The sequence below is a fragment of the Roseovarius sp. EC-HK134 genome (assembly GCF_902498815.1).
Classification (GTDB): Bacteria; Pseudomonadota; Alphaproteobacteria; order Rhodobacterales; family Rhodobacteraceae; genus Roseovarius; species Roseovarius mucosus_A.
In genome coordinates this window covers 202429-223738 of sequence record NZ_LR701544.1, presented here as the reverse complement: position 1 = coordinate 223738, position 21310 = coordinate 202429, and the positions used below count along the sequence as shown (strand labels likewise).

Here is a 21310-nt window from a genome sequence, read left to right as displayed (position 1 = left end):
GCCCCGCCATTGTGACCATGAATTCATGGCGAAGCTACAGTCAAGGCGTGCTGTGTCGCCGTTGATTTTCCAGCGCCGCCGCAGGCACCACGACAGCGCCAGAGAGATTGCGGGGCACCGCGTCGGGGCGGTCCCGTTCTTTTCAAACCCGGCTACGCCCCTGCACGGCCTCAGGTCTGGTGGATATATGTCCCCGGTGCTGTCGCGATACTGGGATAGTTTGCATCTGTGCCGGGTTGGCGCGCAGGGACGGTGCCACTGCTTTGGCGTGCCAGCCATTTTGACCATTCGGGCCACCACGATCCGGGCACAGGATCATGCGCCGCCAGCCATGTATCGGGATCGCGATAAAGCGCCAGCGCCGGGCGATGGCCGATCCGATAGTGCCGCCCTCTATGCCCCGGCTCTGACAAGATGCCGCTGTTATGGCCCCCTTTGGTCAACAGGAAATGCAGGTCGCAATCGGTAAAGAGGGCTGTTTTGTAGACGGAGCGCCACGGTGCGATATGGCCGGTCTCGGTGCCAATGACAAAGACCGGCCCCGAGATATCCTTGAGCGCGATAACCTTGCCATCCACGGCAAATCGCCCCGCCGAGATGCGGTTCTCCAGAAAAATCCCGCGCAGATATTCCGAATGCATCCGGGCTGGCATCCGGGTGGTGTCATTGACCCAAACGGTGACATCGGTGGGCAAGTCCGGCTCTCCGAGGAAATACCGCCGCACCGCGCGCGACCAGATCAAATCCTCAGACCGGATCGCGGCAAAGGCCCCCGACATCTGCGGCCGGTCCAGATAGCCCTGCGACCACATCAGATCCTCCAGAAAGGCGACCTGACTTTCGTCGAGAAAAAGCAGCAATTCGCCCGCTTCGGCGAAATCTACCTGGGCCGCCATCAGGGTGACCGATGCCAATCGGTCCTCACCGTCGCGCGCCATCGCCGCCGCCGCGATAGCCAGCAGCGTCCCACCAAGGCAATAGCCGTTGGCATGCACCTTTTGCCCCGGCACGATGTCGTTGATGACGTCCAGCGCCTGCATGACGCCTTGCTTGCGATACGCCTCTAGCGACAGGTCCGCGTCTTCCGCTCCCGGATTACGCCACGAGATACAAAAGACAGTAAATCCCTGTCCAACCAGCCACCGGACCAAGGAATTCTCGGGCGAGAGATCGAGAATATAGTATTTCATGATCCATGCCGGCACGATCAGCACTGGTTCGGCCTGCACGTCGGATGTGGTGGGCGAATACTGGATCAACTCCATCAGGTCGTTGCGATAGACCACGGCACCCGGCGTGCAGGCCAGAACCTTGCCAAGCGCAAACTCCTTCGGCACAGGCCGATGCTCCTGCGCCAGAATATGCCGGGCGTCGTCAGCACAGCGCGCAGCCCCGTCAATCAAGTTGCGCCCGCCTGTCGCCCGTGTCTTTTCCAGAATTTCCGGATTGCCCAATGGGAAATTGGAAGGCGACACCGTATCAAGAAGCTGTCGCATCATAAAGCCGGTGCGATCCGCATTCTGTCGGCGCAACCCGCGCAGCTCTGATGTTGCCGCATGCCACCAATCTTGCGTGGCCAGAAACCCCTGCTGCCAGAGGGAAAAGGGCGGCTTGTCCCAGCCTTGATGCGACCAGCGCGTATCATAGGGCCCCGGCTTGAATGGCTTTTCCGCAGGCTGATCCAACGCCTGCGCGGAGGCAAATTGCATCAGCTTCAACGCATTGGCCCGCCACCGTTCCATCAGTTCCAATTGCCGCCCCGGCGCACGGCCCAGATGCATGGCCCAGTCGCTCCAGGCATCAATCATCGCGTGTGGCGACAGCCCACCGGTGAATTGCGCAAGACTGGCCATAGCACTTCGGTCAAGGGCCGCGTGGGGATGTGGATCGCGGCTGTCATGGGATGGCTCTTCTGCAGGTGTTTGCACCAAGGGCACGACCAAGGGCAGGCGCTCTGCCGCGTCAGTCTTGGAGCGCGGTTTCTGGCTTCGGCTGGGGGTGTGGGCCATGCTGCAATGCTCTCCTGTGATCTGAGGGGGCAACTCAATGCGCGTGTTCGTCTGATGCTCACCGGCTACAGTCTCGCGCGCAGTCCTGCGCGCACCGCCCAAGGTAGCCAAGGCACGCAGGCACACGCTGCCGGGCCATCAGGGCGAAAGACCACTCATGGGCCAAGTATCCTCCTAATTGCGGGGAATGCCCCTGACATGAATCAAATACGCCTCCGATCTGGGGAACTATGCTGGCAGATGTTGCCCCAAGTTTAACCATTCGAGAGTTGCGCGTCGGGGGCATGACCAAATTTCCATGAGAATGGCACAAACGCTTCGGCAAAACTCTCATGTCACTCTGGACGGCACGCGCGTCCCCGCCGCAGTTTTAACCACGTCAAGGAGAGCAGAATGAACGACGCGCGTCAAACAGCCGCCATGCACGCAACATCCCCCGAAAGCGCCCTTGCCGCGCTCGATGTCACGCGCGACGGGCTGGGATCACAAGACGCCGCTCGCCGTCTGGCGGCCCATGGCCCAAACCGTCTGCCAGAGCCGCCCAGACGCAATCCGATCCTGCGGTTCCTCGGCCATTTCCACAACGTGCTGATCTACGTTCTCCTTGCCTCTGCGATGGTGACGGCGGCCTTGGGGCACTGGGTCGATACCGGGGTGATCCTTGCTGTGGTTCTGGTCAATGCCCTCATCGGCTTTCTTCAAGAAGGCCGGGCCGAACAGGCGATGGCGGCACTTCGCAAGATGCTTGCACCGAACTGCGCCGTGCTGCGCGATGGTCAAAGGGTCAGTATCGACGCCGCTGATCTGGTGCCGGGCGACATCGTGCTGATCGAGGCGGGTGATCGGGTGCCTGCCGATCTTCGGCTGATCGAGGCGCGCGGCCTCAAGGCCGAAGAGGCGATCCTTACGGGCGAATCCGTGCCCACCGACAAGACAATAGCGCCGGTGCCCCAAGATGCGCCGCTTGGCGATCAATCGTCGATGCTGTTTTCCGGCACGTTCATCGCAGCGGGCAAGGGGCGCGGTGTGGTCACGGCCACCGGTGGTCACAGCCAGATTGGTCGGATCAGTGGCATGTTGGGCAGCATCGAGACGCTGACCACCCCACTCGTGGCGCAGATGGATCTGTTCGCGCGTTGGCTTTCGGTATTCATCCTCATGGTGGCCGCCGCGCTGCTGGCTTACGGATATTTCGTGGGGCATCTGCCATTTCGCGAATTCTTCATGGCGATTGTCGGCCTCTCTGTTGCGGCCATTCCCGAAGGCCTGCCCGCCGTCCTCACGATCACGCTTGCCGTCGGTGTAACGGCGATGGCGCGGCGCAATGCAATCATCCGCCGCCTGCCTGCGATTGAAACGCTGGGGTCAGTGTCTGTGATCTGCTCGGACAAGACCGGCACGCTCACGCGCAACGAAATGATGGTGGTGGCGCTGGCGGGCGCAGGGCATGTGTTCTCGGTCGGTGGCACCGGCTATGCCCCGCACGGCGCATTGCGCGGGCCTGATGCCGATACAGCCCCCGCCGACAAGATGGTTTTGCAGGACTTTGCCCGCGTGGCAGCACTTTGCAACGATTCCATGCTGCACCCCCATGGCGATGCGTGGCACGTTGAGGGGGATCCGATGGAGGGCGCCTTGTCGGCCTTGGCCGGCAAGATCACAGGTCAGGGTCACAGATCTTTTCAAGACTGGATACGCATTGATGCGATCCCCTTCGATGCGGCGCATCGCTACATGGCGACGCTTGATCGTGATCCAGAGGGCCGCTTGTGGATTCATGTCAAAGGCGCCCCCGAGGCGGTGTTGGGCCTTTGCGCCGACCAGCGCACAGCCGGGCACAAGACAGAGCCGCTCGACCGTGCCTATTGGCATGCCAGGATCGAAGACTTCGCCTCAGAAGGGCAGCGCGTGATTGCCGTTGCCACAGGCACCGCCCCCGTCACGCAGACTGGCCTCACCTCCTTGGGACTTGACGGGCATCTCACCCTGATTGGTCTCGTCGGGCTTGTGGATCCCCCCCGCCCCGAGGCGATTGCAGCGGTTGCCGAATGCCATGCCGCCGGAATCCGGGTCAAGATGATCACCGGCGATCATGCCGCGACGGCCCGCGCCATTGGCGGAATGATCGGGCTCAGAAACAGCGCGCGCGTGCTGACCGGCGCTGATCTTGCGGCGATGGATGACGCAGAGCTTGCCGAGGCTGCGGTTGCGACCGATATCTTTGCCCGCACCTCTCCTGCGGACAAACTGCGCCTCGTTACCGCGTTGCAGGCGCGCGGCCTGGCCGTGGCCATGACCGGCGATGGGGTAAACGATGCCCCCGCCCTCAAGCGGGCAGATGCCGGGATCGCCATGGGCCTCAAAGGCAGCGAAGCCGCAAAGGAAGCCGCCGATCTGGTTCTGGCGGATGACAATTTCGCCTCCATCGCCGCCGCAGTGCGCGAGGGCCGGACCGTTTACGACAACATCAAAAAGGTCATTAGCTGGACGCTGCCCACAAATGCGGGCGAGGCGATGACGATCATCGTGGCCTTGTTCGCCGGGATGGCCCTGCCGATCACCGCTGTGCAAATCCTCTGGGTCAACCTTATCACCGGCGTCACCCTTGGTCTGGCGCTCGCGTTTGAGCCGTCAGAGCCTGGCACCATGCTCCGCCCACCCCGTCCACGCGGGGCGCCGCTTTTGACCGGTACGCTGATCTGGCAGATCGCGCTTATCTCAACTCTGATCTTGATGGCGGTTTTCGGGATGTATTTCTATGCAACAGACAGGGGGTATCCGGTTCCTCTCGCCCAGACCATCGCGATGAACACCCTCGTTGTGCTTCAGATTTTCTACCTGTTCTTCATCCGCAACATCTATGGCACCTCCCTCACTTGGGCCGCAGCAAAGGGCACACCGATTGTCTGGGCCTGCGTGGTCGCCGTCACTGTGGCACAGGTCGCAATCACCTACCTGCCGCCGTTTCAGGCGATCCTCGGCACCCAGGCCGTGCCCCTCTTCGACGGGATGCTGATCCTTGTGATCGGGATCGCCTTCTTTGCGCTGATAGAAACAGAAAAGCAGATGAGGCTTGCCGTCTTGCCACTCAAGCCAGATCGGCACGTCTGAACCGCCTAGGCGCTTCAGATATATCTGAGACAATCGTGCAGATCCCACAGCGCACCGGGCGTAACGCAATCCTCTGACGGGCCATAAAATCCGTGGCGGGATTGCCCGGCACTCCGCCGAACAAGGGCTCATCGCCCGGCTTTGCAGTTCTGCCTGCCTTATAGGCGGTTTGCCTGCGAAGCACGCGAAACGGGCGATGGTCCGGCCCGGTGCGATGGGTATCCCGCCAAAAGCGATTGCACTTGCCCACCGCCCATGACCTCCAACGGGGCACGGCAGCGAGCGCAGGGCATGAAACTTCACATCGTTATTGTAGAGCCAGACGAAACCCGCGCCAAACTGGTAATCGACAGCCTGCAACCGCTTGGCCATCAGGTGACGGTCATTGCCGAACCGGCAGGCCTCTCCCGGCGTGTATCTGATATTGCCCCCGATATCGTGCTGATAGATATGTCCAACCCGTCGCGCGACACGCTCGAGGAAATGGCCCTTGCCTCTGGTCCGATGGAGCGGCCTGTCGCCTTTTTCGTCGACCGCACGGATAGGGATTTGACGAAACAGGCAATCGAGGCTGGCGTATCGGCCTATGTCGTGGACGGTCTTCAGCCCGAGCGTGTGGCCTCTGTGATGGACGCCGCCATTGCCCGTTTCCAGATGTTCCGTCGCATGCGGAGGGAGCTGGAAACCACCCGCCGCGCGCTGGAAGAGCGCAAGCTGATCGACCGTGCCAAGGGTATCTTGATGAAAGCGCGCGGCCTGACCGAAGAAGAGGCCTATGCGCTCTTGCGCAAGACCGCGATGGATCAAGGCCGCAAGGTGGCCGAAGTGGCCAGCGCGCTGGTCACAGCGGCGGGGTTGCTCTCATGACCCTTGCCGTGCTGCGTATTGGTTTTGTTCCGCTTCTGGATATGGCCCCGATTGTCATCGCGCATGAAATGGGATTTGCCGCAGCAGAGGGGCTGGCCTTTGACCTGCGCCGCGCGCCATCATGGTCCAGCCTGCGTGATCTGTTGCTCTGGGGCCAGGTGGATGCGGCGCATATGCTGGCCCCCTTGCCGGTGGCGATGGCCTTGGGGTTGGGCGGCGCTGTGGAACGGCTGGATATCCTTCAGGTTCTCTCGCTGAACGGCGATGTGATCGGGGTTTCGCAGGCGCTTTCTGATCGGCTGCGCGCCACGGGCCATGATTTCGGCTTTGCCGACGCGGCGTGCGCGGCGCGCGATCTCGCTCTGGCGGCGAACGGCGTCTTGCGGATCGGTGTGCCGTTTCCCTTCTCGACCCATGTCGAACTTGTCCGATACTGGCTGCGGGATGCTGATCTGGAATTCGCGCTGAATACCATTCCGCCGCCGCGCATGGCCGAAGCACTCGCCGCTGGCGAAATCGACGCCTTCTGTGTCGGAGAGCCGTGGGGCTCTGTCGCGGTCGAGCAGGGCGCTGGCACGCTCTTGCTGCCCAGCCGCGCGATATGGGCGGTCGCCCCGGAAAAGGTATTGGCCGCCCGCCATGACTGGGTATGCGAGAATCCCTCTCTGACGGGGCGGCTGATGCGCGCGATCTGGCGCGCGGCGCGGTGGCTCTGCCTGCCCGAAAACCGCGCCATCGCCTCTGAAATTCTGGCACGGTCCGAATATGTGAACGCCCCCGCCGAACTGCTGGATCGCGCCCTAAGGGGCGAGATGGTGATTTCCCCACAGGGCGAATTGCGCCGCGTGCCGGATATGATCCGCTTTTTCGATGGCGCGGCCAGCTTTCCTTGGCGGTCCCAAGCGGCTTGGTTCGCCGACCAGATGGCGGCGCGCCACGGGTTTGATCGCAGCCTCAGCCTTGCCGCCGCCAAGGCGATTTGTCGGACCGATCTCTATCGGCTTAACCTGCGATCCGCCGGCGCAGACCTGCCCGGTGCCTCTGAAAAGCTGGAAGGCAGCCTGCTTCACCCGACTGCCGTCGCCTCTGAACAGGGGGAAATGATCCTCACGCCCGATGTATTTTTCGACGGGCAGATTTTCGACTCCGGCCAGAAATTCGGATGATTTTTTAGGCATCAAAGCGCTCGCGCAGAAAAACGCAGGGCCGTCGCGCGCTTTTTTGCTGCAATGCAGCGCCCGTCTTGCCACATCATAGGGACGGGTTGGCAAGGACGCCGATTCGTTAAATCAGGGTCCAATGAAGGACCCCCATGGGCATAGCCGCCTGACCTGCTTGTGCATTCTGCGCAAACGAGGTCGGCGGCTTTTTCGTTTTCAACCCGGTGTTCCGGGCCATCGCCAGAGGAGACCTTCATGATCCGCAAGCTCATTACAACGACGACCCTGATCGCCGCTCTTGCCGCCACATCGCTGCGCGCCGATACCCTGCCCGAAATTGAGGATCTGACCCTCGGGTTCATCAAGCTCACCGATATGGCCCCGCTCGCCATCGCCTATGAAAAGGGCTATTTCGAGGACGAGGGCCTGTTTGTCACCCTCGAGGCACAGGCCAATTGGAAGGTGCTGCTTGACGGGGTGATCGACGGCAACCTGCACGGCGCGCATATGCTGGCGGGTCAGCCCTTGGCGGCGACCATCGGTTTTGGCACTCAGGCGCATATCGTCACCCCCTTCGTGATGGACCTGAACGGCAACGCGACAACGGTCTCGAACGAGGTTTGGGATCTCATGCGCCCGGCCATTCCGTCGGATGCCGAGGGCAAGCCCCTTCACCCCATTTCCGCCAAGGCGCTGCGCCCGGCGCTCGAGGCTTTTGCCGATCAGGGCCGCCCGTTCAACATGGGCATGGTCTTTCCGGTCTCGACCCATAATTTCGAACTGCGCTACTGGCTTGCCGCAGGCGGTATCCATCCCGGTTTCTACAGCACCGACAACATCTCGGGCCAGATCAACGCCGAGGCGCTCTTGTCCGTGACACCACCGCCCCAGATGCCCGCCACCCTCGAGGCGGGCACCATCTCGGGCTATACCGTGGGCGAGCCGTGGAACCAGCAGGCCGTTGCCATGGGCATTGGCGTGCCGGTGGCCACCGATCTCGATGTGTTCCCGATGCGTGCCGAAAAGGTGCTTGGCCTGCGTGCCGACTTTGTTCAGGACAACCCCAACACCGTGCGTGCCCTGACCCGTGCCTTGATCCGCGCCGCGCTCTGGCTGGATGAAAATGACAATGCCAACCGCGAAGAGGCGGTGCAGATCATCAGCCGCCCAACCTATGTCGGCGCGGATGTGGCGGTGCTGCGCAACTCCATGACCGGCACCTTTGAATATGAACAGGGAGACGTGCGGCCGGTGCCCGACTTCAACGTGTTCTTCCGCTACAATGCCAACTATCCCTTCGCCTCTGATGCCGTCTGGTATCTGACCCAGATGCGCCGGTGGGGCCAGATCACGCAGGCGCAAACCGACGACTGGTATGTCGAAACGGCGCGCAGCGTGTTCCGCACCGACCTGTTCGAGGCCGCAGCCCAATCGCTGGTCGAGGATGGTGTGGTGCCTGCCGATGCTTTCCCGTTTGGCAATGACGGGTTCCGCGATGTGGTGGATCACGCGATAGACGGCATCCCCTTCGATGGCCGCGCGCCCAACGCCTATATCGACAGCCTGCCAATTGGCCTCAAGGGCGATCAAACCGTTGTGGGCAACGAGGTGCAGGGCTGAGGCCCCGCCATTGGCAAGGAGTGCAAGACATGACGGCAATCGACCCCGCCCAACTTCAAACCGAACGCCGCGCGCGGCTGTTCACTCGGATCAACAGGCTGGACGGCTGGTTCAAGGTGCTGGGCCTGTCCTTCCTGACCCCGCTGCTCAAGGCGGCGGCAGGCGACAACCCCAAAGCACAGGCCAGACAGATCTGGCAGCTTCTGGGTGTGCCGGTTCTGGCGATCCTCGGATTCCTCGTGCTTTGGGGCAATTTGGCACCACGGGTGGAAACATCGCTTGGGGCTATCCCCGGCCCGGCGCAGGTCTGGGAACAGGCGATCGTACTGCATGACGAGCATGTTGCAGAACAGGCGCGCAAGGCCGACTTCTTCGCGCGTCAGGATCAACGCAACGCAGAGCTGATTGCCGCCGGTCAGGCCGACCGCGTGCGCGAACGGCCCTACACCGGCTCGCCCACCTATTATGCGCAGATCTGGACCTCGGTTCAGACGGTGTTCTTCGGCTTTCTGATTGCCACCGCCGTGGCTGTGCCGCTGGGCATTGCGGCGGGGCTGTCGCCGACCGCCAACGCGGCGCTCAATCCGTTGATCCAGATTTTCAAACCCGTCAGCCCTCTGGCTTGGCTGCCCATTGTCACCATGGTGGTCTCGGCGGTCTATGTGACGCAAGACGGCCTGTTTTCGCGGTCTTTCCTGACCTCGGCCATCACCGTGACGCTCTGCTCGCTCTGGCCCACGCTGATCAACACCTCGCTGGGGGTGGCCAGCATTGACCGTGACCTGATCTCGGTCAGCCGGGTGCTGAAACTAACCACCTGGACCAAGATCACCCGCCTCGTGCTGCCCTCGGCGCTGCCTTTGATCTTCACCGGGCTGCGGCTCTCGCTTGGTGTGGGCTGGATGGTGCTGATCGCAGCGGAAATGCTGGCGCAAAACCCCGGCCTTGGCAAATTCGTCTGGGACGAATTTCAGAACGGCTCGTCCACCAGCCTCGCCAAGATCATGGTTGCGGTCTTCACCATCGGCATCATCGGCTTTTTGCTGGATCGCCTGATGTATGCGGCGCAATCGCTCTTCACCTTTTCGGACAACAGGTAAATCGCCATGGCCATTCTGGAATTCAAAAACCTGTGCAAGGGCTTCGGCACCGGATTGCAGCGCCGCGAGGTGCTCAGGAACATTACCCTTGCGGTCGAAGAGGGCGAGTTTCTGGCGATCCTGGGCTTTTCCGGCACGGGCAAGACCACGCTGATCAACCAAATGGCGGGGCTCTCCCAGCCTGACAGCGGCGAGGTCTTGTTCAAAAACAAACCCATCACCGGGCCGGGGCCGGAACGCGGGGTGGTGTTTCAGTCCTATTCGCTGATGCCGTGGCTGACGGTTGCGGGCAATGTGGCGCTTGCGGTGGATGCCGTGCACAAATTTGCAGGCCGCGCCGAACGGGCGGCCATGGTGGATAAATACATCGCCATGGTGGGCCTCAGCCACGCCAAGGCGCGGTATCCGGCGGAATTGTCCGGGGGTATGCGCCAACGGGTCTCGGTCGCGCGTGCCCTTGCCATGACACCCGAAGTCCTGCTTCTGGATGAACCGCTCTCAGCGCTTGACGCGCTCACCCGCGCCAACCTGCAGGACGAGATCACGCGGATCTGGCAGGCGGACCAAAAAACCGTGGTTCTCATCACCAATGATGTGGACGAGGCGCTCTTGCTTGCCGACCGCATCATTCCACTGACCCCGGATGGCACCCTCGGCACCGCCTTCAAGGTCGCGCTGCCGCGTCCACGCATCCGCAGTGCCATGAACAACGATCCAGCGTTCAAGCGACTGCGCGCCGATGTCACGAAATACCTGATGGAGGTGGGCATCGCGGCCAAGGTCGCAGAGACACGGCACTTGCCACAGGTCACGCCCATTCACAGCACGCCCAAGGCCTATGCCGAAGCCGCCAAAAGCCCGCTTGCCGAAAAATATCTCGAATTCTCGCAGCTCTCCAAGGTCTACCCAACCTCCGAGGGGCCCCTGACCGTGGTCGACCGCTTCGACCTCAAGATGAAAAAGGGCGAATTCATCAGCCTGATCGGCCACTCGGGGTGCGGTAAATCCACCGTCCTGACCATGGCGGCCGGTCTCAACGAAATCTCCGGTGGCGCGATCAAACTTGATGGTCACGAGGTGCGCGGGGCCGATCCCGAACGCGCCGTGGTGTTTCAGGCGCCCAGCCTCTTTCCTTGGCTGACCGCCAAGGAAAACGTGGCCATCGGTGTGGATCGTGTCTATCCGCGTGCCAGCCGCGCGGAACGTCAGGATGTGGTGGAATACTATCTCGAACGTGTGGGCTTGGGCGACAGCATGGACCGGCGCGCCGCCGATCTATCCAACGGTATGAAACAGCGGGTGGGCATTGCCCGCGCCTTCGCCCTCTCCCCCAAACTTTTGTTGCTGGATGAGCCTTTTGGCATGCTGGACAGCCTGACGCGCTGGGAATTGCAAGAGGTGCTGATGGAGGTCTGGTCGCGCACCAAGGTGACGGCGGTTTGCGTGACCCATGACGTGGACGAGGCGATCTTGCTCGCGGATCGTGTGGTGATGATGACCAACGGGCCGCATGCCCGCATCGGCAAAATCGTGGATGTAAACCTGCCCCGCCCCCGCACCCGCAAGGCACTGCTCGAACATCCCGACTACTACAGCTACCGCGCTGAGGTTCTGCAATTCCTTGAGGATTACGAACACGGCGCCCACAAGAAAGAGGCTGCATGATGAAACGCAAACTTGTTGTCATCGGCGCGGGCATGGCCTCCGGGCGGGCGCTCGAGCATCTGCTGGCTGCCGATCCCGACGGCTGGGATATCACCCTCTTCAACGCCGAGCGGCGCGGCAATTACAACCGGATCATGCTCTCGCCCGTCCTTTCAGGGGAAAAAACCTATGCGGATATCGTCACCCACGACGATGCCTTTTACGCGCAGCACAACATCACCTGCCGCTTCGGCGAAAGCGTGGTGCAGATCGACCGCGCGGCCAAGCTGGTCTATTCCAACTCGGGCACCGCACCCTATGACAAGCTGCTGATTGCCACCGGATCGGCCCCCTTCCTGATCCCCGTCGCAGGCAAGGATCTGCCCGGCGTCCTTACCTATCGTGATATGGACGACACGCAGGCCATGATCGACGCCTCTGCGCGACCATGCGCCAAGGCCGTTGTCATCGGCGGCGGTTTGCTCGGGCTCGAGGCGGCGGCAGGTCTCGCGGCGCGCGGCATGGAGGTGACGGTCATTCACCTGATGGGCCACCTGATGGAACGACAACTTGATCCCGCTGCAGGCTATCTGCTGCAAAAGGATCTCGAGGTGCGCGGCATCCGCGTGCATTGCAAAGGGGCCACCAAGGCAATTCTCGGCCAAGACCGGGTCGAGGCCGTGTTGCTCGAGGATGGCACGATCTACGCGGCTGATCTGGTCTGCATGGCCGTCGGCATCCGCCCCGAAACCCGCATCGCCACCGATGCCGCCCTCGAAATCGGGCGCGGCATCTTGGTGAATGACCAGATGATAACCTCTGACCCCGATATTCTGGCCGTGGGCGAATGCGTGGAACATAACGCACAGCTTTTTGGGCTGGTGGCCCCCCTCTACGATCAGGCACGGGTGGTTGCGGCAACGCTTCTGGGACAGGCGGCGGCGTTTCAACCGGCTCAGACCGCAACCAAGCTCAAGGTCACGGGCGTTGACCTCTTCAGCGCCGGCGACTTTGCCGAGGGCCAAGGGCGCGAGGACATCGTGTTTCGCGACCCGGCGCGCGGCGTCTACAAACGCTTGATCATCGAGGCCGACCGCCTGATTGGCGCGGTGATCTATGGCGACACTGCCGATGGCTCATGGTTCTTTGGCCTGATTAAGGACGGCACCCCGATTGCCCCGATGCGCGACACGCTGATCTTTGGCCCGGCCTATCAGGGGGGGGACCAACCGGACCCTTTGGCAGCCGTTGCAGCCTTGCCGCCTGAGGCGGAAATCTGTGGCTGTAACGGCATTTGCAAAGGCACGATCGTGGCCGCAATCCATGGCGGTGCCACCACCCTCACAGCGATCAAGGCCCAGACCAAGGCCAGCGCCTCTTGTGGCACCTGCACAGGGCTGGTCGAGCAGGTTCTGGCCAGCACGCTCGGCGATGCCTTCCAGAGGCCCGCAGCCCAGCCAATCTGCGGCTGCGCCGACCTGACGCACGAGGATGTGCGCCGCCTGATCAAGGCGCGCGGCCTCAAATCCATGCCTGCCGTGATGCAGGAACTGGGCTGGAGAACCTCTTGTGGCTGTCATCACTGTCGACCTGCCCTGAACTTTTACCTGCTTGCCGACTGGCCGATGGATTATACCGACGATGCCCAAAGCCGCTTCGTCAACGAACGCAACCACGCCAATATCCAAAAAGACGGCACCTATTCGGTGGTGCCGCGCATGTGGGGCGGCATGACCAACCCCCGCGAATTGCGCGCCATTGCCGATGCCGCCGACAAATACGCCATCCCGGCGGTCAAGGTGACAGGCGGCCAACGCATCGACCTTTTGGGTGTCAGGAAAGAAGACCTGCCGCATGTCTGGGCCGATCTGAACGCGGCGGGGCTGGTGTCAGGCCACGCCTATTCCAAGGGCCTGCGCACAGTCAAAACCTGTGTCGGCACCGATTTTTGCCGCTTTGGCACGCAGGATTCGACCGGGCTGGGGATCAAGCTCGAACAACGCCTCTGGGGGTCGTGGACCCCGCACAAGGTCAAGCTGGCGGTCTCGGGCTGCCCCCGCAACTGCGCCGAAGCCACCTGCAAGGATGTGGGCATCGTCTGCGTCGACTCCGGGTTCGAGATCGGCGTCGGCGGTGCCGCCGGGATGGACCTGCGCGAAACAGATCGTTTGGCCAAGGTCGCCACAGAACAAGAGGCGATTGACCTGACCGTGGCCTTTGTGCAGCTTTACCGCGAACACGCCAAATATCTGGATCGCCCCTATAAATGGCTGGCCAAGGTGGGTTTGGCATGGGTGCAGGCGCAGATTGTCGAGGATGCCGCCACCCGCGCCGCCCTGATCGCCCGGTTCGATCTGTCGCAAAGCCTGTATCAACGCGACCCATGGGCAGACCGCGCCACCCCACAGGCGCAGGCGGATTTCGCGCCGCTGGCCGATCTGACACAGGAGGCGGCGGAATGAGGAGCCCCGATCAAAACTGGCTCGATATCGGCGCGCTAGAGGATATTCCGCAACGCGGGGCGCGGGTTGTTAAGACCGCTCAGGGCTGCGTCGCCGTCTTCCGCACCGCCGACGATCAGGTCTTTGCCCTCTCGGATCGCTGCCCACACAAGGGCGGCCCCCTGTCAGAGGGGATCGTGCATGGCCATGCCGTGACCTGCCCCTTGCATAACTGGGTGTTCAACCTTGAAACCGGGTTGGCGCAGGGGGCGGATGCAGGGGCGGTCGCCACCTACGCGGCACGGGTCGCGGGTGGGCGCATCCTGCTGGATGCGGCGCGCCTCATCCCTGTGGCGGCGGCATGAGCATGCGCACCACCTGCCCCTATTGCGGCGTCGGTTGCGGCCTTCTTGTCTCGCCCGATGGTCAAGGGGGGGCCACGGTAAAAGGCGATCCCGATCACCCGGCCAATTTCGGGCGGCTCTGCTCCAAGGGCACCGCCTTGGGCGAAACCCTCGGGCTTACGGATCGTATCCTGTCACCGCAGATTGGCGGCAAACCCGCCGATTGGGAGACGGCGCTCGATCTGGTGGCCAGCCGCTTTCAGGCGGCCATTCGGGATCACGGGCCTGATAGCGTGGCCTTTTACCTCTCGGGCCAGATGCTGACTGAGGATTATTACGCCGCCAACAAGCTCATCAAGGGTTATATCGGCACCGCCAATGTCGATACGAACTCGCGGCTCTGCATGGCCTCGTCGGTCGCGGGGCATAAACGGGCCTTCGGGTCAGACACCGTGCCCGGCACCTATGAGGATCTCGATACCGCAGATTTGGTGGTGCTGGTGGGCAGCAACCTCGCTTGGTGCCATCCTGTGCTCTATCAGCGGCTGGTCGCCGCGAAAAAGGCGCGCGGAACCCGGATTGTGGTGGTGGACCCGCGCCGCACCGCGACCTGCGATAGCGCCGATCTGCATCTCGCCCTCACCCCCGGTAGCGATGCCGCACTCTTCAACGCGACTCTGGTCGCCCTCGCGGATCGTGGCGCGGTGGACCGCTCTTATGTGGCGCAGCATGTCAGCGGGTTTGACGCGGCACTTGCCGCCGCGCGCGCCAGTGATCCCGGTCTGACGGGGCTGGCCCCCGGTGATCTCGCGCAATTCCTCGACTGGTTCACCACGACGGACCGGGTCGTGACCGTCTATTCCCAAGGGATCAACCAATCCTCCAGCGGCACCGACAAGGTCAATGCGATCCTGAATTGTCACCTTGCCACAGGTCGGATCGGACGCCCCGGCATGGGGCCGTTCTCCGTGACCGGCCAACCCAACGCCATGGGCGGCCGCGAGGTGGGGGGGCTTGCCAATATGTTGGCCTGTCACCTCGACCTTGAAAACCCCCAACACCGCGCCGCCGTGCAGGGGTTCTGGGCCAGTCCCGCAATGCCCGATCAGCCCGGCCTCAAAGCGGTCGAGATGTTTGAGGCCGTGGCAACCGGACGGATCAAGGCGCTCTGGATCATTCACACCAATCCCGCCATCTCCATGCCCGATGCCGATGCAGTGGCCGCCGCCATCAAAGGCTGTGATTTCGTGGTGGTCAGTGACATCACCCGCACCGACACCACCCGGCTTGCCGATGTGGTGCTGCCTGCCACCGCATGGGGCGAGAAATCCGGCACTGTCACCAATTCCGACCGCACCATCAGCCGCCAACGCCCCTTCCTGCCCGCCCCCGGTCAGGCGCGGGATGACTGGCGCATGATCGCCGATGTGGCCGCGAGGATGGGCTGGGCTGATGCCTTTGGCTGGACCAGCGCCGCCGAGGTCTTTGCCGAACACGCGGCCCTGTCCGGCATTGCCGGCCATCTGGGGCGCGACTTTGACATCTCGGGTCTGGCGCAGGCTGATTATGACGCGCTGCCGCCCACCCGCTGGCCGGTCACAGCCCAGCAACAGGGGGGGCGTTTCTTTGGACAGGGCGGATTCTTCACGCCCGATGGCCGCGCGCGGATGCTGCCCATCACGCCGCGCCTTCCGGTCGCGCAAACCGCACGCCGCTATCCGTTCCGGCTCAATACGGGCCGCATCCGTGACCAGTGGCATACGATGACGCGCACCGCCCTTGCCCCGCGCCTCACCCAGCACATCGCCGAGCCGTTCCTCGAAATCCACCCGCAGGATGCCGCGCGCCTTGGCCTTGCTCCGGCGACCCTCGCCCGCGTCACCAGCCCCCAGGGTGCAGCCATCCTGCGCGTGGCCATCACCGACCGGGTGCAACCCGGCCAAGTTTTCGCACCGATCCACTGGACTGGCGATACTGCCCCGATGGGCCGCGTCGATGCCCTCATTGCGCCGGTGACAGACCCTGTCTCTGGCCAACCCGAGAGCAAGGCCGCCGTTGTCGCCATCGCCCCGCTTGCCCCCGCATGGTATGGCTTTGCCGTGTCTACCGGCCCGCAACATCCCAACGCCACCTATTGGGCGCGCGCCCGTCATTCAGGCGGCTGGCGCAGTGAATTGGCCGGGGTAGAGCGGCCCGAGACATGGGAAGCCTACGCGCGCGCCCTCTTTGATTTGCCCGATGCCATCTGCCTCAGTGTCGAGGATCGCATGCGCGGCACGCATCGCTTGGCCCTGATGCACGATGGCTGCACACTGGCCGCGCTCTTTATCGCGCCTGACCCCGTGCAGCTTGCGCGCGGCCATCTGGCCGCCGAGGTGGGGCGGGCAGGGGCCTCGCTTCTGGCGGGGCGTCCGGGGGTGGGCACGTTCGATCCCGGCCCGACGGTCTGCGCCTGCCTCAATGTCGGGCTCAATACGATCATGGCGGCGATTGCAGCGCAAAGCCTGACCAGCGTCGAGCAGATCGGCGCAGCCCTACACGCGGGCACAAGCTGCGGCTCCTGCCGCCCGGAACTGGCCGCGATGCTGGCACTTTCACAGCTGCCTCTGCCCCGGCTCAAACAAGCGGCCCCATGACAGCCCGCTCAACCAGCGCCTTTACTGGCGGCAGCCCAGCACATGGCCCATCCGCGCCAGCAGGACGAGAGTAATCGCCCCGCCCGCGCGGTTGACGGATACAGCAGCAAAAGAGCCGCGCATCATGCCGCCACCATCGCCCGCGCCAAACTGCGCGCCACCAGCGCCGCCGCTCCCGGCGCACAGCCGATAGGATCCAGCAAAACACCCTGAAACGCCGCCAGATCCAGCGCTTCTGGAACATCGTCCAGAACATGCCCGCCCTTTGCGGCAAAGAACGGCAGGCAAATCGCCGTCGCGCCCAGATCGAACGCCTGATCCGCCAGATAGGGGGGTTCCTCGACAAACCCCACCCGCAATTCCGCCAAGGGCAACACCGCGGCAAGTGCTTCGGCAAACCCTTGCGTATCGCGCGCCGTTTGCGTGCTGCGCCCTGATCCATGCGCCGCCAGAAACACCCGCACCTCCGGTGCCTGCCATCCCCGCGCAGCCATCGTGTCTGTCAAGAGCGCGGCCGCCAAGCCCGGCAATCCGGGGTCAAGACCAAAGGGCGGCAAGACAACCGCGCGCGACCCTTCCAGCCGCTGCATCAATGCATCGCCGGTGAACCACCCCCCCGTCATGAAATAGGGATAAACATGCGCGCCCGGCCCAGCCTCAACCAGCGCCGCCTCCAGCGCGCCGGGTTTGGCCAGCGTGGCCGATCCCACACGCCAGCCGGGCAGAGCCTGTGCCACTTCAGCGGCAAAATCGGCCAGCGCCGCTTCGGCGGGGTCCGGGTCCGAAGGTTGGCCATGGCTTACAATGATTGCGGCGGTGTTCATGGCGGGTTCCGTCCGGGAATGTGATCTTGGTATCGGCAATGTCTGTCCCCAAGGGTTTGCGCATCGGCAGGCGGGTCACTTCGTCTAGCGTGACCGCATCGTAAACGATTACCTCACCGGCGTCCTGTCAGATGGACACCAAGACATAGCGCCCGTCGTGGGTAAACTCCACATGCGCCACACCGGCCCCCGGCTCTGGCCGCAATCGGATGGGGCACGCACCCGTTGTTAACCTTTTGTCCCCATCTCACCTGCTGTCACGCGGTGGATGTTCTGGCGGGTGTCGGCTCATTCTGACGGCTTGGACTTACCATCGCGCTGGCACGTTTCTGCCTGCGCTGGCCGGTGCTCTGTCTGATCGCGAAATGTTCTGGAAAACCTTACAAAATCGCCTCAAGCTTCGTAAGCTCTGTAAGGTTCAAACCCGGAAATGAACGGCCAAACTCTCGGGCAGATCGAACTCCTCCAACACCCGCGCGCGCCCCTCCTCCGACATTTTCAGCGCGGTCTTCGTAACGATCCGATCCAGCTTTTCCGGGTCTTGCGAGGGGGCGAAGGGGGCGAAATACCACTTGAGAAAGGTGAAACAGATGACATCCTCCAGCGCCTGCACGTCCGCATCGCGCTTGATGCCCTCTTTTCGGATCATTTTTCCTGCAATATCAATGTCGTGGCTGTCATAGCCTGCGTCTTGCATGATTTCGCCCACGCGGGCCGCGTGATGCTTGGCAAGGGTCGTGCGCCATGTCAGATATCCGGCACGCCCCTCTGGAAAATCCTGTCTTTTCAATACCCAACGCTCAATATGCTGGCCGCGCGCGGCAATCTGCAACGGCTCTGATGCCTCTGGAAACAGCCGAGTGCATTCCGCGCTCATCCGTCGCCCATAAAGCCAAGCCGCCGGTTCGCCCTCGCGCAAATCCGGGTCATGACGGTTGGCCGCGTCAATCGCAGCAAGTGCAGTTTCCAGTTTGTTCACAATGCTTTACCCCATGTTTCTGCCGGGTCCTGCTCAGCATAGCCGCGCAGGGCCTCGCTGTCATTGATCTATTGGATCTTGGATCGGTTGGCCCATTTCACGCCGCCACACCTCAGGTTTCAAAGGGACATATTCAGCGGTCAAAGACAGAGCGTTGCGCATGCACGCGTTCATCTTTGCCCTTTTTCCGTTTTTTTACAAACACTTGGTCGTCATGCGGCACGGCTGGTCAGGATTGGGTCATGCGGATTGCAGACTGGGAAATCCCAAGCGCCGGGATTGCCTTTCGCCGCGGACTGGCCTTTATTCCCCGCCAATCGCCACATGGCGACAGGGATCATGCAATGAATGAGAGGGAGCACGACATGGCGCGAACAGTCATTATCGAAAAAGCGGGCGGCGCAGACGAGTTGAAGCTGGTCGACTGGCCCGTAGGAGAGCCGGGGCCGGGTGAAATCCGCATCCGCCACATGGCCTGTGGGTTGAATTTTATTGATGTTTATCAACGCACTGGCCTCTATCCGCTGGCCTATCCGCATGCTTTGGGGATGGAGGCGGCGGGTATTGTCGAGGCAGTTGGCGAGGGTGTCACCCACCTGAAAGCCGGTGATCGCGCCGCCTATGCCGCGACCCCGCCGGGTGCCTATGCCGAGGCGCGGGTGATGCCCGCGTCGCAGGTTTGCCCACTGCCGGATGGCATTTCGTTTGAAGATGCCGCGTCGATCATGTTGCAAGGGATGACGGTGGAATATCTCTTTCATCGGGTCTGGCCTCTTGAGGCGGGGCAAACCGTGCTGTTCCATGCCGCTGCGGGGGGTGTCGGCCTATTGGCCTGCCAATGGGCGCGCTCAGAAGGTATCCGGTTGATTGGCACCGCAGGCACGGATGAAAAATGCCGCCTTGCGATGGAAAACGGCGCCTCAGCCTGCATCAACTATCGCGACAGCGATTTCGTGGCAGAGGTCAAGGCGCTGACCGATGGCAAGGGTGTGGATGTTGTGATGGACGGTGTTGGCAAGGATACGTTCGCGCCATCCCTCGATTGCCTCAAGCCCTTGGGAATGATGATGTCTTTTGGCAATGCCTCTGGCCCGGTTGAGCCGGTGAGCCTTTTGACGCTGGCAGCCAAGGGATCTCTCAAGCTGACGCGCACAACGCTGTTCACCTTCCTCGCCGATCACGCCCGCTGTCAGGATATGGCGCGGCATCTCTTCGACAAGGTCGAGAGCGGCGCAATCAAGGTCAATATCGGGCAGCGTTTCCCTCTGGATCAGGTTGCAGAGGCGCATCGCGCGCTGGAAGGGCGGCAGACGACGGGCTCGACGATCCTGACGCTCTGATCCTCTCGGCTCTGTTGCTGTTGAATAGCGAGGGTTGGCGACAGCCCTCGCTCATGCGTAATCTGCGCATGGCTTGACGCATGCCGGGCAGCGGCATAGCGTCTGGCCACAACAAAGGCCCGGGAACCGGGCGATACACAGGGAGTGGACTATGAGAAAGCTGTTGGGAACCGTCCTGACCAGCGCAGCCTTTGCGCTGATCGGCACTGCCGGGTCTGCCGAGACCTTGCGCCTTTTGACTTGGGGCGGTTACGCGCCCGAGTCTGTGATCACCGCCTTCAAGGCCGAGACCGGCATCGACGTAGAAGTGACCCTGTCCAATAACGAGGACATGATCTCCAAGCTGCGCGCCACGGGTGGGGCAGGTTTTGATCTGGCACAGCCCAGCCAAGACCGTATCCTTGGGCCGCAACAGGAATTCGGCATCTACAAGCCGCTCGATCTGAGCCAGATCGACAAAGAGCAATTCATCGGCGATCTCTATGATGCCTCGGTGGCCGCAACCACGGTGGATGGCGCGGCTTACGGCGTGGCGCATATCTGGGGCGTGTCAGGCTTTGCTGTGGATCGCTCGGTTGCAGGCGATATCAAGACCTATGCCGATCTCTGCTCGGCTGACTACGCGGGCAAGATTTCCATGCGGACCAAGCGGATCGCCCTTCTGGGCTTTGCCTTTGCCGCCGGAGAGGATCCGTTCGCGGCCTATTCTGACCCTGCGAAATACGAGGAAATCATCACCGCCGCCGCCACTGCCATGGGCGAATGCAAGGCCAATGTAAAAGCCTATTGGAGCGGTGCCGATGATCTCTTGGCGATGATGCGCTCAGGCGAGGTTGTGGCCGCAGAGGCCTGGGATGCCACCGGCTTCAAGCTGAATGCCGAGGATGCCAAGTGGAACTTCGTGGCCCCTTCGACAGGTGCCTTGGGCTGGATCGACACCTTTGCCATTCCCGCCAAAGGCGAGAATGATGCGGCCGCCTACAAATGGATCAACTTTGTAATGCGCCCTGATGTTGCGGCGCAGATCGTCAATCAAGCGGGGTCTTTCTCGGCCTCCAAAGGGTCTGACGACTTGGTCGATCCGGCACTGCGTGCCGCCTATCAAGAGGCGTTCCCGCCCGAGGTGATTTCCAACATCAAGTGGTTCCCGCCAATCCCCGCCGGTCTTGAGGATATCGAAGGCCGTTTGCTGGATCAGATCGCGGCGCAATAACTGGAATGGGGCGCGGCGGGTC

The 21310-nt window shown here is 62.4% G+C and carries 14 protein-coding genes; 11 read left to right on the top strand and 3 right to left on the bottom strand.

All coding sequences use genetic code 11. From position 1 onward, the window contains the following. Window positions 1–170: 170 nt before the first annotated feature. Window positions 171–2009 carry an alpha/beta hydrolase gene (locus GC127_RS05090; RefSeq protein WP_151977074.1) on the bottom strand — a complete coding sequence of 613 codons (1839 nt, stop codon included), beginning with the start codon at window positions 2007–2009 and terminating at the stop codon, window positions 171–173. A gap of 393 nt (window positions 2010–2402) precedes the next feature. On the opposite strand from GC127_RS05090, the gene GC127_RS05085 reads away from it, so the two are divergent. The 9 genes from GC127_RS05085 to GC127_RS05045 all read left to right on the top strand — a co-directional run bounded on the left by GC127_RS05085 (window position 2403) and on the right by GC127_RS05045 (window position 16932). After that, the gene (locus GC127_RS05085; protein ID WP_151977072.1) at window positions 2403–5120 is read left to right on the top strand and encodes a cation-transporting P-type ATPase; all 2718 of its coding nucleotides are present in this window, start codon (window positions 2403–2405) and stop codon (window positions 5118–5120) included. 291 nt (window positions 5121–5411) lie between these two features. Next, window positions 5412–5987 carry an ANTAR domain-containing response regulator gene (locus GC127_RS05080; RefSeq protein WP_008279442.1) on the top strand — a complete coding sequence of 192 codons (576 nt, stop codon included), beginning with the start codon at window positions 5412–5414 and terminating at the stop codon, window positions 5985–5987. Further along, window positions 5984–7153: a CmpA/NrtA family ABC transporter substrate-binding protein gene (locus tag GC127_RS05075; protein WP_081507521.1), complete on the top strand. Its 1170-nt coding sequence runs from the start codon at window positions 5984–5986 to the stop codon at window positions 7151–7153. The genes GC127_RS05080 and GC127_RS05075 overlap by 4 nt, the downstream gene beginning before the upstream one ends. 249 nt (window positions 7154–7402) lie before the next feature. Beyond that, on the top strand, window positions 7403–8767 hold the full coding sequence (locus tag GC127_RS05070; RefSeq protein WP_151977070.1) for a CmpA/NrtA family ABC transporter substrate-binding protein: 1365 nt from the start codon (window positions 7403–7405) through the stop codon (window positions 8765–8767). 29 nt (window positions 8768–8796) lie between these two features. Beyond that, the gene (locus GC127_RS05065) at window positions 8797–9867 is read left to right on the top strand and encodes an ABC transporter permease (RefSeq protein WP_151977068.1); all 1071 of its coding nucleotides are present in this window, start codon (window positions 8797–8799) and stop codon (window positions 9865–9867) included. 6 nt (window positions 9868–9873) lie between these two features. Further along, a complete protein-coding gene (locus tag GC127_RS05060) occupies window positions 9874–11532 on the top strand; it encodes an ABC transporter ATP-binding protein (protein ID WP_151977066.1) in 1659 nt (552 codons plus the stop codon). After that, window positions 11532–13973, top strand: a complete 2442-nt coding sequence (gene nirB / locus GC127_RS05055) for a nitrite reductase large subunit NirB (protein WP_151977064.1) — start codon at window positions 11532–11534, stop codon at window positions 13971–13973. Before GC127_RS05060 ends, nirB begins: the two co-directional genes overlap by 1 nt. Beyond that, window positions 13970–14317: a nitrite reductase small subunit NirD gene (gene nirD / locus GC127_RS05050; RefSeq protein WP_008279434.1), complete on the top strand. Its 348-nt coding sequence runs from the start codon at window positions 13970–13972 to the stop codon at window positions 14315–14317. Before nirB ends, nirD begins: the two co-directional genes overlap by 4 nt. Next, window positions 14314–16932 carry a nitrate reductase gene (locus tag GC127_RS05045; protein ID WP_151992555.1) on the top strand — a complete coding sequence of 873 codons (2619 nt, stop codon included), beginning with the start codon at window positions 14314–14316 and terminating at the stop codon, window positions 16930–16932. The genes nirD and GC127_RS05045 overlap by 4 nt, the downstream gene beginning before the upstream one ends. A 122-nt stretch (window positions 16933–17054) precedes the next feature. Here GC127_RS05045 and GC127_RS05040 read toward each other — a convergent pair whose 3' ends face one another. Further along, window positions 17055–17756 carry a sirohydrochlorin chelatase gene (locus GC127_RS05040; protein WP_151976842.1) on the bottom strand — a complete coding sequence of 234 codons (702 nt, stop codon included), beginning with the start codon at window positions 17754–17756 and terminating at the stop codon, window positions 17055–17057. Window positions 17757–18174: 418 nt separating this feature from the next. Next, entirely contained in the window at window positions 18175–18735 is a 561-nt protein-coding gene (locus GC127_RS05035; protein ID WP_008279430.1) for a DUF4202 domain-containing protein, read from the bottom strand. Between the two features lie 365 nt (window positions 18736–19100). Between GC127_RS05035 and GC127_RS05030 the strand changes: the two genes are divergently transcribed. Then, window positions 19101–20075, top strand: a complete 975-nt coding sequence (locus tag GC127_RS05030) for a quinone oxidoreductase (RefSeq protein WP_037296964.1) — start codon at window positions 19101–19103, stop codon at window positions 20073–20075. Between the two features lie 151 nt (window positions 20076–20226). Beyond that, window positions 20227–21288, top strand: coding sequence for an extracellular solute-binding protein (locus GC127_RS05025; protein ID WP_008279428.1), 1062 nt, complete (start codon window positions 20227–20229; stop codon window positions 21286–21288). Window positions 21289–21310: the final 22 nt, after the last annotated feature.

What these genes read in the sequence shown, in the direction of transcription:
- nirB (WP_151977064.1), top strand. Translation starts at nt 11,532, where the DNA reads ATGAAACGCAAACTTGTTGTCATCGGCGCGGGCATGGCCTCCGGGCGG.
- nirD (WP_008279434.1), top strand. Translation starts at nt 13,970, where the DNA reads ATGAGGAGCCCCGATCAAAACTGGCTCGATATCGGCGCGCTAGAGGAT.
- GC127_RS05090 (WP_151977074.1), bottom strand. Translation starts at nt 2,009, where the DNA reads ATGGCCCACACCCCCAGCCGAAGCCAGAAACCGCGCTCCAAGACTGAC.
- GC127_RS05045 (WP_151992555.1), top strand. Translation starts at nt 14,314, where the DNA reads ATGAGCATGCGCACCACCTGCCCCTATTGCGGCGTCGGTTGCGGCCTT.
- GC127_RS05065 (WP_151977068.1), top strand. Translation starts at nt 8,797, where the DNA reads ATGACGGCAATCGACCCCGCCCAACTTCAAACCGAACGCCGCGCGCGG.
- GC127_RS05040 (WP_151976842.1), bottom strand. Translation starts at nt 17,756, where the DNA reads ATGAACACCGCCGCAATCATTGTAAGCCATGGCCAACCTTCGGACCCG.
- GC127_RS05025 (WP_008279428.1), top strand. Translation starts at nt 20,227, where the DNA reads ATGAGAAAGCTGTTGGGAACCGTCCTGACCAGCGCAGCCTTTGCGCTG.
- GC127_RS05070 (WP_151977070.1), top strand. Translation starts at nt 7,403, where the DNA reads ATGATCCGCAAGCTCATTACAACGACGACCCTGATCGCCGCTCTTGCC.
- GC127_RS05075 (WP_081507521.1), top strand. Translation starts at nt 5,984, where the DNA reads ATGACCCTTGCCGTGCTGCGTATTGGTTTTGTTCCGCTTCTGGATATG.
- GC127_RS05085 (WP_151977072.1), top strand. Translation starts at nt 2,403, where the DNA reads ATGAACGACGCGCGTCAAACAGCCGCCATGCACGCAACATCCCCCGAA.
- GC127_RS05060 (WP_151977066.1), top strand. Translation starts at nt 9,874, where the DNA reads ATGGCCATTCTGGAATTCAAAAACCTGTGCAAGGGCTTCGGCACCGGA.
- GC127_RS05080 (WP_008279442.1), top strand. Translation starts at nt 5,412, where the DNA reads ATGAAACTTCACATCGTTATTGTAGAGCCAGACGAAACCCGCGCCAAA.
- GC127_RS05030 (WP_037296964.1), top strand. Translation starts at nt 19,101, where the DNA reads ATGGCGCGAACAGTCATTATCGAAAAAGCGGGCGGCGCAGACGAGTTG.